This window comes from Nocardioides sp. (assembly GCF_034670285.1).
Lineage (GTDB): Bacteria > Actinomycetota > Actinomycetes > Propionibacteriales > Nocardioidaceae > Nocardioides.
On sequence record NZ_JAXMNS010000043.1, the window covers coordinates 1 to 13,421 of the forward strand.

The 13,421-nt window shown below is 69.9% G+C and carries 8 protein-coding genes and 1 pseudogene; 4 read left to right on the top strand and 5 right to left on the bottom strand.

Annotation, left to right across the window (positions count from 1 at the left end; all coding sequences use genetic code 11):
• Positions 1–86: 86 nt before the first annotated feature.
• Positions 87–1,604: pseudogene (locus tag VOI19_RS03635) on the bottom strand (DNA gyrase/topoisomerase IV subunit A); the annotation flags it as partial.
• Positions 1,605–1,703: 99 nt separating this feature from the next.
• Here VOI19_RS03635 and VOI19_RS03640 point away from each other — a divergent pair.
• The 3 genes from VOI19_RS03640 to VOI19_RS03650 are packed head-to-tail and all read left to right on the top strand — an operon-like array spanning position 1,704 to position 6,179.
• The gene (locus tag VOI19_RS03640; protein WP_323791596.1) at positions 1,704–4,415 is read left to right on the top strand and encodes a GNAT family N-acetyltransferase; all 2,712 of its coding nucleotides are present in this window, start codon (positions 1,704–1,706) and stop codon (positions 4,413–4,415) included.
• A gap of 28 nt (positions 4,416–4,443) precedes the next feature.
• Positions 4,444–5,025 carry a DUF5998 family protein gene (locus tag VOI19_RS03645; protein ID WP_323791597.1) on the top strand — a complete coding sequence of 194 codons (582 nt, stop codon included), beginning with the start codon at positions 4,444–4,446 and terminating at the stop codon, positions 5,023–5,025.
• A gap of 2 nt (positions 5,026–5,027) precedes the next feature.
• Positions 5,028–6,179 carry a nucleotide pyrophosphatase/phosphodiesterase family protein gene (locus VOI19_RS03650; protein WP_323791598.1) on the top strand — a complete coding sequence of 384 codons (1,152 nt, stop codon included), beginning with the start codon at positions 5,028–5,030 and terminating at the stop codon, positions 6,177–6,179.
• A gap of 29 nt (positions 6,180–6,208) precedes the next feature.
• Here the strand turns inward: VOI19_RS03650 and VOI19_RS03655 are convergent, their stop codons facing one another.
• On the bottom strand, positions 6,209–7,471 hold the full coding sequence (locus VOI19_RS03655; protein WP_323791599.1) for a hypothetical protein: 1,263 nt from the start codon (positions 7,469–7,471) through the stop codon (positions 6,209–6,211).
• A 131-nt stretch (positions 7,472–7,602) separates the two neighbouring features.
• Here VOI19_RS03655 and VOI19_RS03660 point away from each other — a divergent pair, with 131 nt between their 5' ends.
• Positions 7,603–8,256, top strand: coding sequence for a thymidine kinase (locus VOI19_RS03660; RefSeq protein WP_323791600.1), 654 nt, complete (start codon positions 7,603–7,605; stop codon positions 8,254–8,256).
• 3 nt (positions 8,257–8,259) lie between these two features.
• Here VOI19_RS03660 and VOI19_RS03665 read toward each other — a convergent pair whose 3' ends face one another.
• The 3 genes from VOI19_RS03665 to VOI19_RS03675 form a co-directional block, all read right to left on the bottom strand.
• Positions 8,260–8,436 carry a DUF6104 family protein gene (locus tag VOI19_RS03665; protein WP_300402621.1) on the bottom strand — a complete coding sequence of 59 codons (177 nt, stop codon included), beginning with the start codon at positions 8,434–8,436 and terminating at the stop codon, positions 8,260–8,262.
• A 95-nt stretch (positions 8,437–8,531) separates the two neighbouring features.
• Positions 8,532–9,344 (bottom strand): hypothetical protein, encoded by an 813-nt coding sequence (locus tag VOI19_RS03670; protein WP_323791601.1) that lies wholly within the window; start codon positions 9,342–9,344, stop codon positions 8,532–8,534.
• A gap of 94 nt (positions 9,345–9,438) precedes the next feature.
• A complete protein-coding gene (locus tag VOI19_RS03675) occupies positions 9,439–13,236 on the bottom strand; it encodes a multifunctional oxoglutarate decarboxylase/oxoglutarate dehydrogenase thiamine pyrophosphate-binding subunit/dihydrolipoyllysine-residue succinyltransferase subunit (protein ID WP_323791602.1) in 3,798 nt (1,265 codons plus the stop codon).
• Between the last annotated feature and the right edge of the window lie 185 nt (positions 13,237–13,421).

Sequence of the window (13,421 nt, forward strand, 5' to 3'; positions counted from 1 at the left end):
TTCCATGACGGCCGGTTTGTAGGATGACGTCGCCGTCTGGCCCTTGACCACCGGATCAGCCTCGGCGATCGTCAGAACCTGGTCGTGGCCGCGGTGACGGCGGTGCCCGCCGACTGCAGCAGGACGGTGCGGCGCGGGGTGCCGTAGGTCTTGGCGACCTCGGCGAGCTCGTCGGAGACGACCTTCTGGAGCAGCTTGTCGTCGGCGAGGATCGCGTCGAGCTCCTCGATCTCGCGGCGCAGCTGCTCCTGCTCCTTCTCCAGCTCGATCTTGCTGAAGCGGGTCAGGCGGCGCAGCTGCATCTCGAGGATGTAGTCGGACTGTGCCTGCGACAGCTCGAAGACGGTCTGGAGGCGCTCGCGGGCCGTGGCGGCGTCGTCGCTCGTCCGGATCACCTGGATGACCTCGTCGATGTCGAGCAGCGCGATCAGCAGACCGTCGACGAGGTGGAGCCGGTCGGCCTTCTTCGCCCGGCGGAACAGCGAGCGGCGCCGTACGACGTCGTAGCGGTGGTGCAGGAAGACCTCGAGCAGCTCCTTGAGGCCGAGCGTGCGCGGCTGACCGTCGACGAGAGCGACGTTGTTGATGCCGAAGGAGTCCTCGAGGGGGGTGAGCTTGTAGAGCTGCTCGAGGATCGCCTCGGGCACGAAGCCGTTCTTGACCTCGATCACCAGGTTGAGTGGGTTGTCGAGGTCCTGCAGGTTCTTGACGTCGGAGATGCCCTGGAGCTTCTTGCCCTGCACGAGCACCTTGATGCGCTCGATGACCTTCTCGGTACCCACGGCGTAGGGCAGCTCGGTCACCACGATGGCCTTGCGTCGACCGATGGTCTCGATGCGGGCGGTGGCGCGCATCCGGAACGAGCCGCGGCCGGTCTCGTAGGCGTCGCGGATGCCGTCGAGACCGACGATCTTGCCGCCCGTGGGAAGGTCGGGGCCGGGCACGAAACGCATCAGGTCGTCGAGCGAGGCCGAAGGGTGCTTGATCAGGTGGCGCAGCGCCGCGACCACCTCGACGAGGTTGTGGGGCGCGCAGTTGGTGGCCATACCGACGGCGATGCCGGTCGTGCCGTTGACCAGCAGGTGCGGGATCGCTGCCGGTAGCACCGACGGCTCCATCTCGCGGGAGTCGTAGTTGGGCCGGAAGTCGACGGTGTCCTCGTCGATGTCGGCGGTCATCGCCACCGCAGCCGGGGCCATGCGGCACTCGGTGTAACGCATCGCGGCGGGGGAGTCGTCGGGCGAGCCGAAGTTTCCGTGCCCGTCGACGGTCGGCACCCGCATGGCGAAGGGCTGCGTCATCCGCACCAGGGCGTCGTAGATGGCGCTGTCGCCGTGGGGGTGGAGCCGACCCATCACCTCACCGACGACGCGGGCGCTCTTGACGTGACCGCGATCGGGGCGCAGGCCCATGTCGTTCATCGTGTAGAGGATCCGGCGCTGCACGGGCTTGAGCCCGTCGCGGGCGTCGGGCAGCGCTCGCGAGTAGATGACCGAGTAGGAGTACTCCAGGAAGGAGTTGCGCATCTCCTCCCCGATGTCGATGTCGAGGATGTGCTCCTCGAAGTCGTCGGGGAGGTCCGGGGGTGTGGAACGGCGAGCCATGCCGCCCATTCTCACGGTCGCCGCCGACGGAAGTGCGGTGGGCACGCCGCAAGGGGCGCGTGGGCACCGCCACGCACGCTGCGACGGTAGGGTCGTGTCGTGACCACGGAACCCCTCAACGTGGCCGAAGGCGCCGCGGCTCCTCGGCACTGGGAGGCAGACGTCCTGCTGCGCGACGGCCGGACGGCTCACATCCGCCCGATCGGGCCCGCCGACGCCGACCTGCTCGTGGACTTCTACTCGCGGGTCTCGGACCGCTCGAAGTACTACCGCTTCTTCAGCCCCATGCCCAACCTGTCCGAGCGCGACGTCAAGCGCTTCACGGTGGTCGACCACGACCGCCGCGTCGCCCTGGTGATGGTGCTGCAGGGTCAGATGATCGCGGTGGGTCGCTACGACGTCATCGGTGATGGCGAGGCCGAGGTGGCGTTCCTCGTCGAGGACCAGCACCACGGACGCGGGATCGCCCAGCTCCTGCTGGAGCACCTCGCCCAGGCGGCGCGAGAGCGCGGGATCTACCGCTTCGTCGCCGAGGTGCTGCCCGACAACCAGGCGATGATCCACACCTTCCGCGACGCCGGCTACCGGGTGGCGAGCGGCTACGAGGACGGCGTGCTCAGCCTCGAGTTCTCCATCGACCCCACCGACACCTCGATCGGCGTCATGCGCGGGCGCGAGCACCGCGCGGAGGCCGCCTCGATCGAACGCTTCTTCAACCCGCGCTCGATCGCGGTCATCGGTGCCAGCCGTCGCCAGGACACCATCGGGCAGGTGCTGGTGCGCAACCTGGTGAGCAACGACTTCACCGGCCGCATCTACGCCGTCAACCCCAGCGCTCCGGCGGTCTCGGGCCTGCCGTCGTACCGCTCGGTGACCGACATCCCCGACGACGTGGACGTCGCGATCGTGGCGGTGCCGGCCGAGTCCGTCAACGACGTCGTGCTCGACTGCGCCGCCAAGGGCGTGCACGGGATGATCGTGATCTCCTCCGGCTTCGCCGAGACCGGCGAGGAAGGACGCAAGCGACAGCGACACCTGGTCGGGCTGTCCCGCTCCTACGGGTTGCGCCTGATCGGCCCCAACTGCCTCGGCGTCATCAACACCGACCCGGCGGTGTCGGTCAACGCCTCGCTCTCCTCGGTGATGCCCCCGCGGGGTCGTGCCGGCTTCTTCTGCCAGTCCGGCGCCCTGGGCTCGGCGATCCTCGAGAAGGTCCAGAACCGTGGCCTCGGCCTGACCACCTTCGTCAGCGCGGGCAACCGTGCCGACGTCTCGGGCAACGACCTCCTGCAGTACTGGGAGGAGGACGACGCGACCGAGGTCGTGCTGCTCTACCTCGAGTCGATCGGTAACCCGCGCAAGTTCTCCCGGATCGCGCGCCGGGTCTCGCTGCGCAAGCCGATCATCGCGGTGCGCTCCGGTCGGACCACCCAGGGTGTGCCGATGGGGCACTCGGTGCGTCGCATCGCTGCGCCGCCCGAGGCGCTCGACGCGATGTTCCGCCAGGCCGGGATCATCCAGGTCGACACCCTCGAGGAGATGTTCGACGTCGCCCAGCTGCTGGCTCACCAGCCGCTGCCGCGCGGGCGACGCGTGGCCATCGTCGGCAACTCCGACGCCCTCGGCCTGCTCGCCGCCGACGCCGCCGCCGCGGTCGGCCTGCTCGTGGCCCGCACGGTCACGCTCAGCGCCGAGCCAAGCGCCGAGGACTTCGAGGACGCCCTCGACGAGGCCATCGACGACCCCGAGGTCGACGCCGTGGTCGCGGTCTACATCCCGCCGCTCAACGTCTCCGGCGAGGACGTCGCCAACGTGCTGGCTGCCGTGGGCGAGCAGTCCGACAAGCCCCTGGTGTCGTCGTTCCTGGGCGCCGAGGGCGTGCCCGAGCTGCTCCGGGTGCCCGACGTGGCCGGCTCCGACGCCGGTCGCGGCTCGGTGCCGTCCTACCCCGCGGTCGAGGCCGCCGTCCGGGCGATGGCCCGCGTGGTCGACTACGCCGTGTGGCTGCGGACCCCGGACGGCCCCGCCCCTGACCCGGGCGAGGTCGACACCTTCGGTGCCAAGCGGATCCTCAACCAGGCGCTGGCCGCGGCGCCGGAGGGTGCGACGCTCACCCGGGAGCAGGTCTCGGCCCTGCTGAAGACCTATGGCATGGAGGTCTGGGAGTCGATCCCGGTCGCCACGGTCAAGGAGGCGCAGGCCGCCGGACGTCGGCTCGGCTGGGACGTCGTCCTGAAGGCCACCGCCGAGGGCCTGCGCGAGCGTCCTGACCTGGCCCACGTGTGGCGCAACATCGACAACGCAGCCGAGATGCGCACCGCCTGGACCGCCCTCGGCGACCTCGTCAAGGCCCCCTCGCTGGCCGACTTCGTCGTGCAGAAGAACGCTGCCGGAGGTGTTCCGGTGGCGATCAAGAGCCTGGAGGACCCGTTGTTCGGACCGGTGGTGTCCTTCGGGATCTCCGGCCCCATCATCGACCTCCTCTCCGACCGGTCCTACCGGATCCCCCCGCTCGGCGAGCGGGACGTCTCCGCGATGGTGCGCGAGGTCAAGACCTCGCCGATCCTGTTCGGCTACCGCGGCGCCGAGCCCATCGACGTCCCCAAGATCGAGCACCTCATCAGCCGGGTGGCACAGATGCAGAACGACCTGCCACAGCTCAGCGCGCTCGAGCTCTCGCTGGTCCTGGCCGGCACCGACTCGGCCACCGTGCTCACCGCGTGCGCGAGGGTCGCGCCGGTCACCGACCCGCGCTCCGACCACTTCGTGCGCCGCCTGCCCGACCTGATGGGCGACACCATCCCTGACTAGCGGCAAAGCCCCGTGACACACTGACGACGTGCGCCGCTCAATCGACGATCTCGACCACTCGCGCGACCTCAGGTCCGCGATCGACCACACGGGCTACTACCCGGAGGTCGTGGCCGACTCCGTCGACGGCGCAGTCGGCGGCGAGCCGGTGCGGGCGTTCTACGTGCACCACGAGCCGACGTTCGAGCGTGACGAGGTGCGCCGTCACCTCACGGTCGTGGTCCTCACCCCGTCGCGGCTGATCCTGGCCCACACCGACGAGCACGCCGGCGACGACCTGCTGCCCGAGCCCTACACGTCCACCTCCACCGAGGCGATCAGCCTGACGGCGGTGAAGTCCGTGGTCGTGACCCGGATGACGGCCAACCCGACGGCCGGTCCGCGCCCGCCCGCCGAGGCCGTGATGACCATCGGGTGGGGCGGCGTGAGCCGCCTCGACCTCGAGCCGGCCGGGTGCAGCGACCCGCAGTGCGACGCCGACCACGGCTACACCGGGGTCCTGGCCTCGGACGACTTCTCGCTGCGCGTCTCGGCCGCGGCCGACGGCGTCGACGCGGTGGGTGGCCTGCTGGCCTTCGCCGCCGCGCTGTCCGCCAGCACGCAGCACTGAGCATGAGCACCGCGGCTCGCCACAGCCTTCCCCAGCCCGAGGTGTTCGTCGAACCGGCTTACGGCCGGAGGTCGTTGGCCGACGTGATGCCGGCCGTGGCCACCGCGCTCGGCTCTCCGGTGGGCACAGCGCCCTCGGGCCTCGAGCTGCCCTCGGCTCCGGCGTACGTCGTGTTCCTGGTCGACGGCCTCGGCGCGCGGCTGCTCGAGCGCTACGCGCACGCGGCCCCCTACCTGTCGTCGCTGCTGATCGACGCGGAGCCGGGCACGGCCGGGGTCCCCTCGACGACCGCCACGAGCCTGACGTCCTTCGGCACCGGGCTGACCCCGGGCACCCACGGGCTGGTCGGGTTCACCGCTCGCATTCCGGGCACCGACTCCCTGCTCAACCACCTGTGGTGGGACCAGAAGATCGACCCCCTGGAGTGGCAGCCGCACCCGACGACCTTCTCCGGTCTGCGGGCCGCAGGCATCGACGTCACGGTGGTCAACAAGCGCGACTTCCGCGACTCGGGGCTGACCGTCGCCTCCGCGCGCGGCGCAGCCTTCGTGGGCGCCGACAAGGTGGGGGAGCGCATCGCCGCAGCCCTCGGGGCCTCGTCCTCGCGGCCCTCGATGACCTACCTTTACGACAGCGACCTCGACTGGACCGGCCACCGCTACGGCGTGTCGTCGAGCCAGTGGCTCCAGCAGCTCGCGATGGTCGACGCGGAGGCCGAGCAGCTGCGCGAGACCCTGCCGCCCGAGGTGCGCCTGGTCGTCGTGGCCGACCACGGGATGGTGGACTCGCCCACCCACAACCGCACCGACGTCGACGTCGAGACGCACCTGCTCGACGGGGTCGCGCTCCTCGGTGGTGAGGCACGCTTCCGGCACCTGTACTGCCGCAGCGGCGCCGTGGACGACGTCCTCTCGACGTGGCGCGAGCAGCTGGGCGACCACGCCGACGTCCTCACCCGCGGCGAGGCGATCACACGCGGATGGTTCGGCCCGGTCGACGCCCGGGTGCTGCCCCGCCTGGGTGACGTCGTGGTGGCCTGCCGCGGCGACCACGGAGTCTTCTCGAGCGAGAAGTTCGACTACGAGACCACGCTCGTGGGGCTGCACGGCAGCCTCACGGCCGACGAGATGCTCATCCCGATCCTGGTGGACTAGAGCCTCTCGCCGGCCGCGACGCCGTCCGGCTACTGCAGGATCATCCGCGGCTCGCCGCCGCTGAGACCGGTGCCGGAGATCCGGCACGCTCCGCCTCGTGTGACGCCGCCGTTGTAGGCCTGGCGCACGCACGAGCGGGTGGCCAGCTGAGCCCAGTAGTTGGGGTGCAGCGACTCCTGGATGTAGTAGGGGCTGCTGCTGCAGCACGTGGAGACGGTGCGGATCTGGTTGACCCACTCGGTCTTGTCGACGGCACCCGTCGACGTCCAGCTCGCCAGGCCCTTCTCCTCGTAGAGCCCGACGCCGGTCTCGCACAGCCGCCGGCCGTTGAAGGCCGAGGCGAGCTCGAGGATCTTGATGTTGCTCACGCCCGACTGGGTCGCCGCCGCGCGCACGGTGCTGTTGATCGTGGCGAGGGCGTAGTCGTTGGCCCAGTCGGCGTCGGCGTCCCAGAAGCCGCAGCCTCCCGTCGACTGCCGGGTGTAGCCGCTCTGGGAGTAGCGGAAGCCGCTGGCCTTGGGGATCGGGGAGGGGTAGGTCTGGGCGAGCAGCGTCCACGAGGAGTCCGAGTAGCCGGCGTTGCGCATGGCGGTGCGCACGTTCACGAGCGCGCCGGCGATCTTGGCGCGGACGGCGGTGACGTTCGAGGTGGTGAAGTTGGCGGTCACCGAGCTGTCGTCGTAGCAGTAGTCCTTCCACCAGCTGGGGGAGGAGAGGAAGTTGGCCACACAGGTGGAGACGATCGAGCCGAAGTTGAAGTCGTTGCCGCCGATCGACACCACGACCATCTTGACGTTGTTGGCGGCGGCGAACTGTTGCAGCGCCTTCGCCTGACCGATCTTGCCGCCGCCGAGGTCGGCGAAGTCCAGTCCGGGCTTGAAGTACTCGCCGTTGGTGGTGGCCGTGGTGGCGCCCGAGCAGGCGAGGTTCTTGCCCAGCACGCCACCGCCGATGAAGGCCTCGGCGGACTTGCTGCGGTGGCAGCGGACGATGGTCTCGCCGGTGCCCGCGGCGTTGTCGAAGTAGGCGGTGGGGCCGAGCGCGTCGGCGCGGGTGCTGGAGTCGTTGCTGCTGCCGGCCCAGCGGCCGGCCTCACCGCTGATGTAGGAGTCGCCGAGCGTGACGACGTACGGCGCGCCGACGCCGGGGCCGTCGGCCGCAGCAGGGGAGGCGGTGACGACGGGCGCGACCGCGGTGAGGAGCCCTGCCACGAGGGCAAGGGCGGCCGTGGTGAGGGGGGTGGTCAGGGCGGCGCGGGCAGGCCGACGCCGACCGTGGAGGGAGCGAGACAAGGAGGGTCTCCTGGGGTGAGGGGGAATGGCGCGCGTGATGCACGTCACAGCCGAACCTAGTGGTGCGCCAGGGGTGGGGGGAAGGCCTCCGGTTGCTCGAGATCTGAGTGCGGGATGAGAGGATCTGGCCCGTGGCTGACCTGACCTTCTGGACCGGAACCATGGATGCAGGCAAGTCAACGTTGGCGCTGCAGACCAATCACAACCACGCCGCTCGCGGTCGGGTGGGCCGGATCTTCACCTCGCAGGACCGGGCCGGCACCGCCCGCATCTCCTCGCGTCTCGGGCTGACCCACGACGCGCTCGAGGTCGTCCCCGGGTTCGACTTCTGGCGCTACGTCGTCGACGCGCTCACCCAGGGGGCCCGGATCGACTACCTGGTCTGCGACGAGGCGCAGTTCTACACCCCGGCGCAGATCGACGAGCTGGCCAAGGTGGTCGACGAGCTGCAGATCGACGTCTTCTGCTTCGGCATCCTCACCGACTTCCGCACCAAGCTCTTCCCCGGCGCGGCACGGCTGGTCGAGCTGGCCGATCGCACCGAGGTGCTGCAGGTCGAGGCACTCTGCTGGTGCGGCAAGCGCGCCACCCACAACGCGCGCACCGAGGACGGCGTGATGGTCACCGTCGGGGAGGTCGTGGTGGTGGGGGACGTCGAGGACCAGCAGGGGCCGCCGGCCGAGGTCGCCTACGAGGTGCTCTGCCGCCAGCACCACCGCCGCAGCCTCACGGCCGCGCGGGCCAAGGCCGTCTCGTTGGCCCCGGAGCCGCTGCCCTTCGGCTGATGCTCAGTCGTCGGGGTCGTCGAGGCGTGCCAGCCACGTGGCGAACCGCTCGACGGCGGTCTCGAACTCCGGGTGCGTGTCGGTGAAGACCTGAAGCTGCTCGGCGACCCACGCCAGGGTGACGTCCTCGTCGCCCCGGCGCTTGACCAGCTCCTCGATGCCGCGGTCGGTGAAGTACATGACGAGCAGTCTGACAGCAGGGCCGGACGACGCCACACGGGTGTGGGCCTCAGGGCGTGCGCAGTGCCGCCGAACGGGCAGGCCAAGCGGCAGGCTCAGGTGAGCAGCTGCCTCAACGTCTTGGCGCTGTCCTTGCGCGAGGCCACCTCGTCGTCGGCCGGCGCGTCGGGCACGGCGACGTCCTCGCCGACCTCGCTGAGCGCGAGGTCGTAGGTGCCGGTCACGGGGAGGTCGCCGGCGACGATCTCGAGGGCGAAGCGCCGCACGACGTCGTCCGGCCCGATGGCGACCTCGATGTCGAGGTCGGCTGCGGTGGCGTCACCGGTGAGGTTGAAGGCCATCTCGAAGGTCTCGGCATCGTCGCCGGCAGCAGCCACGGCATCGAGATAGGCAACGGTGAAGGTGAAGACGCGCGTCTCGACGCCCGCCACGTCCTGGTCGTCACCCTGCTCGACGTCCTCGGCGCCACGCAGGACGTGGAGCACCCCCAGGAGGCTCTCCGGGGCAAATGTGGTGGCTGCCGCGAGCTTGTCGGAGCTGCCCTGCACGTAGCGAGCGCCGCCGGGGAACGGCGCAGCGTCGTCGCCCTCGAGCGAGACCCAGACCCGCTCGCCGTCGGCCAGGATCTGCGCGACGGCCGTGCCCGACTGCTGCTCGACCCCGAGCGCGAGGTCGGCGACGACCGCGTCGTAGTCGACCCGTCCGGCGGCGGTCAGCCCCAGCTCGCGGCCGTCGAGGTCGAGCCGCGCCTCGAGGTCGACGACGAACCTGCGCGAGGACAGGGAGGCATCGGTCGCGTCCTCGAGGACCGCCTCGGCGCTCCGGTCGTCTGGCTCCTCGCCCGAGCAGGCCGACAGGGCCACGGGGAGGACGAGCGTGATCAGGGCCAGCCGGGCGGTTCTGGACACGCGTGCTCCTCGAGGTCGGTGCGGGTCACGAGTGCGCCCGCGGCCCCGACCCACCACGCTCAGGCGTGGTTGCCGGGGCAGCGAGCGCAGGAGATCAGGCGAACGCCCGGTCGAGCAGGTCCTTCTGCTCGGCCTGGTGCCGCTTGATCGTGCCGACCGAGGGCGAGGAGGACTGCTCGCGGGTGATCCGCTCCACCGTGGCGTCGACCTCGGGCCACACGTTGAGGGCGTAGTCGGGCCACGGCCCCATGTTGGCCGGCTCGTCCTGCACCCAGCGCACCTGCTTCAGGTGGGGGTAGCGGGCGATCTCGGCCTTGATCTCGTCCAGCGGGCGCGGGTAGAGCTGCTCGACGCGCGCGATGGCGAAGCGCTCGCCGTCCTCGCGCTTCTTGCGCTCGACCATCAGGTCCCACGTGACGCGACCCGAGCAGACGAGCAAGGTGTCGACCTTGTCCTGCTCGACGTCGGCGTCGCCGATGAACGGACGGAAGGTGCCGTCGGTGAAGTCGGCCGGCTGCGAGGCAGCCTCCTTGCGCTTGAGCATCGACTTCGGAGTGAAGACGATCATCGGGCGGTGCTTCTCACCGAGCGAGTGGTTGCGCAGCAGGTGGAAGTACGACGCCGGCGTCGACGGCTGGGCGACCACGAACGCGTCGTCGGCAGCCATCTGGAGGAACCGCTCGATGCGCGCCGAGGAGTGGTCCGGTCCCTGGCCCTCGTAGCCGTGGGGGAGCAGGAGCACGACGCCGGAGTTCTGGCGCCACTTGGTCTCGCTCGAGGTGATGAACTCGTCGATCACCGTCTGCGCACCGTTGACGAAGTCGCCGAACTGGGCCTCCCAGAGCACCAGCGCCTCAGGACGAGCCACGGAGTAGCCGTACTCGAAGCCGAGCGCGGCGTACTCGGAGAGCAGCGAGTCGTAGATGTAGAACTTCGCCTGGTCCTCGGTGAGAGCCGACAGCGGCGTCCACTCGTCGGCGTTCTTGCGGTCGATGATCGTGCCGAAGCGCGACACGAAGGTGCCTCGACGCGAGTCCTGACCGGCGAGGCGGACCGGACGGCCGTCCATGAGCAGGGAGCCGAGGGCGAGGATCTCGCCGGTGCCCCAGTCGATCGGGCCGTCGGTGATCGCAGCAGCGCGGCGCTGCAGCTGCGGCATCACCTTGGGGTGCACGGTGAAGCCGTCGGGCGGGGTGACGTAGGCGTCGGCGATCCGCTTGAGGCACGCGAGGTCGATGGCGGTGCGCATCTCGCCGGAGGGCTTCTCCGGGTAGTCCGGCACGGTCGTCCACTCGGGCGGCTGCGAGGAGGCGTCCTTGACCTCGGTGAAGACCCGCTCGAGCTGCTGCTGGTAGTCGGCCAGCACCTGCTCGGCTTCTTCGATCGTGATGTCACCGCGACCGATGAGCGACTCGGTGTAGAGCTTGCGCACCGAGCGCTTCTGCTCGATCAGGTCGTACATCAGGGGCTGGGTGTACGACGGGTCGTCGCCCTCGTTGTGACCGCGGCGGCGGTAGCAGACGAGGTCGATGACGACGTCCTTGTTGAACGCCTGGCGGTACTCGAAGGCCAGCCGCGCGACGCGGATGCAGGCCTCGGGGTCGTCACCGTTGACGTGGAAGATCGGCGCCTGAACCATCCGCGCCACGTCGGTGCAGTAGAGCGAGGAGCGCGAGGAGCCCGGCGAGGTGGTGAAGCCGACCTGGTTGTTGACCACGACGTGGATCGTTCCGCCGGTGCGGTAGCCGCGCAGCTGGGAGAGGTTGAGCGTCTCGGCGACGACTCCCTGTCCGGCGAACGCAGCGTCACCGTGCACGAGCAGCGGCATGACCGGGAACGACTCACCCTGGTCGAGGACGTCCTGCTTGGCGCGGGCGATGCCCTCGAGCACCGGGTCGACCGCCTCGAGGTGCGAGGGGTTCGCGGCCACGGAGACCTTGATCTTGTCGCCGGAGCCGGCGACGAACTCGCCCTCGGCGCCGAGGTGGTACTTCACGTCGCCGGAGCCCTGGACCGTGCGCGGGTCGATGTTGCCCTCGAACTCGCGGAAGATCTGGGAGTACTTCTTGCCGACGATGTTGGCGAGCACGTTGAGCCGGCCGCGGTGGGCCATGCCGATGGTGACCTCGTCGAGGCCGACCTCGGCGGCTGCCTCGCAGATCTCGTCGATCACCGGGATCGTGGTCTCGCCGCCCTCGAGGCTGAAGCGCTTCTGGCCGACGAACTTGGTCTGCAGGAACGTCTCGAACGCCTCGGCCTGGTTGAGCTTGAGCAGGATGCGCAGCTGCTCCTCGCGCGGGGGCTTGGTGTGGGGGCGCTCGACGCGCTCCTGCACCCAGCGACGCTGCTCGGGATCCATGATGTGCATGTACTCGATGCCGGTGGTGCGGCAGTAGGAGTCGCGCAGGATGCCGAGGATCGTGCGGAGCTTCATGAACCGGCGACCGTCACCGAACGAGCCGGTGGCGAACTCGCGGTCGAGGTCCCACAGCGTCAGGCCGTGCGACTCGATCTGGAGGTCGGGGTGGGTGCGCTGGCGGTACTCCAGCGGGTCGGTGTCGGCCATCATGTGCCCACGGACGCGGTAGGCGTGGATGAGCTCGAGGATCCGGGCCTGCTTGCTGATCTCGTCGTCGTGGGACGTCGCGATGTCGTTGCCCCAGCGGATCGGCTCGTAGGGGATCCGCAGCGAGCGGAAGATGTCGTCGTAGAAGCCGTCGGCGCCCAGGAGCAGCTGGTGGAGGCGCTTGAGGAACTCGCCGGACTGCGCACCCTGGATGACGCGGTGGTCGTAGGTCGACGTCAGCGTCATGACCTTGCTGATGCCGTTGCGCGCGATGGCCTCGTCGGAGGCGCCCTGCCACTCGGCGGGGTACTCCATCGCGCCGACGCCGATGATGGCGCCCTGGCCCGACATCAGACGGGGGACCGAGTGCACGGTGCCGATGCCGCCGGGGTTGGTGAGGCTGATCGAGGTGCCCTGGAAGTCGGCCACGGTGAGCTTGTTGTCGCGCGCCTTGCGCACGACGTCCTCGTAGGCGGTCCAGAACGCCGCGAACTCCATGTCCTCGGCGGCCTTGATGGCCGGCACGAGCAGCTGGCGCGAGCCGTCGGGCTTCGGCACGTCGATCGCGAGCCCGAGGTTGATGTGGGCGGGCTTGATGAGGTTGGGCTTGCCGTCGACGACCTCGAAGCCGACGTTCATCTCCGGCATCGAGCGGGCGGCGCGCACCAGGGCGTAGCCGATCAGGTGGGTGAAGGAGACCTTGCCACCGCGGGCGCGGGCGAGGTGGCTGTTGATGACGATGCGGTTGTCCCACAGGAGCTTGACCGGCACCGAGCGGACCGAGGTCGCCGTCGGCACGGTGAGCGAGTCGTCCATGTTCTTGACGACGCGCGCCGGGGCTCCACGCAGCACGGTGTAGGTCGGCTCGTCGCTGGCCTCGGACGGCTCGGGGGGCTTGGCGTCCTTGGGGGTGGGGTTGTTCGTGGCCTTGGCCGGCTCGGCAGCCTTGCCCGTCGAGCGCGGCTCCGACTTGGGGGCGGCCTTGGCCGCGGGCTTCTCGTCAGCAGCCGCAGGCTTGGCAGCAGGCTTCTCGGGCGCCTTCGCCGGCGCCTTCTCGGACGCCTTCTCAGGGGCCTTCTCGGGGGCATTGGCGGGCGTCTTGGCGGCGGGCTTCTCGGCCGACGAGCCGTTGGACGTCGGGGCGCCGTTGCTCGGCTTCGACGACGAGGAGCTCTCGGCGCCGAAGTACGCCTTCCACGCCGGATCGACGCTCGCGGGATCAGCGTCGTACTGCTCCCGCATCGCCTCCACGAGCCACTCGTTGGCACCGAAGTCGGTGTCAGAGGGCTCGGTGGAACTGGTGGAGGGGCCTGAGGACTGCGGCACGGCTTGTTTCGCCTCTTCCGGGAAGGTGCTGGTGGGTGCGGGTGGTCTACTGAACGTCGTGTTGCATCGGAGGGCGCACCGAACGGCGCGCAACCCGACGCGGTGTCAAGGCTAGACCCACACGCCACCAAATGCGCGGTGTGCGGGGCACTTTCGGGCAGTCTGTCAGGCAGACCACATCCACG

Bases quoted from the DNA above. Each gene is read 5' to 3' on its own strand.
- VOI19_RS03650 (WP_323791598.1), top strand. From the start codon at position 5,028: ATGAGCACCGCGGCTCGCCACAGCCTTCCCCAGCCCGAGGTGTTCGTC.
- VOI19_RS03665 (WP_300402621.1), bottom strand. From the start codon at position 8,436: ATGTACTTCACCGACCGCGGCATCGAGGAGCTGGTCAAGCGCCGGGGC.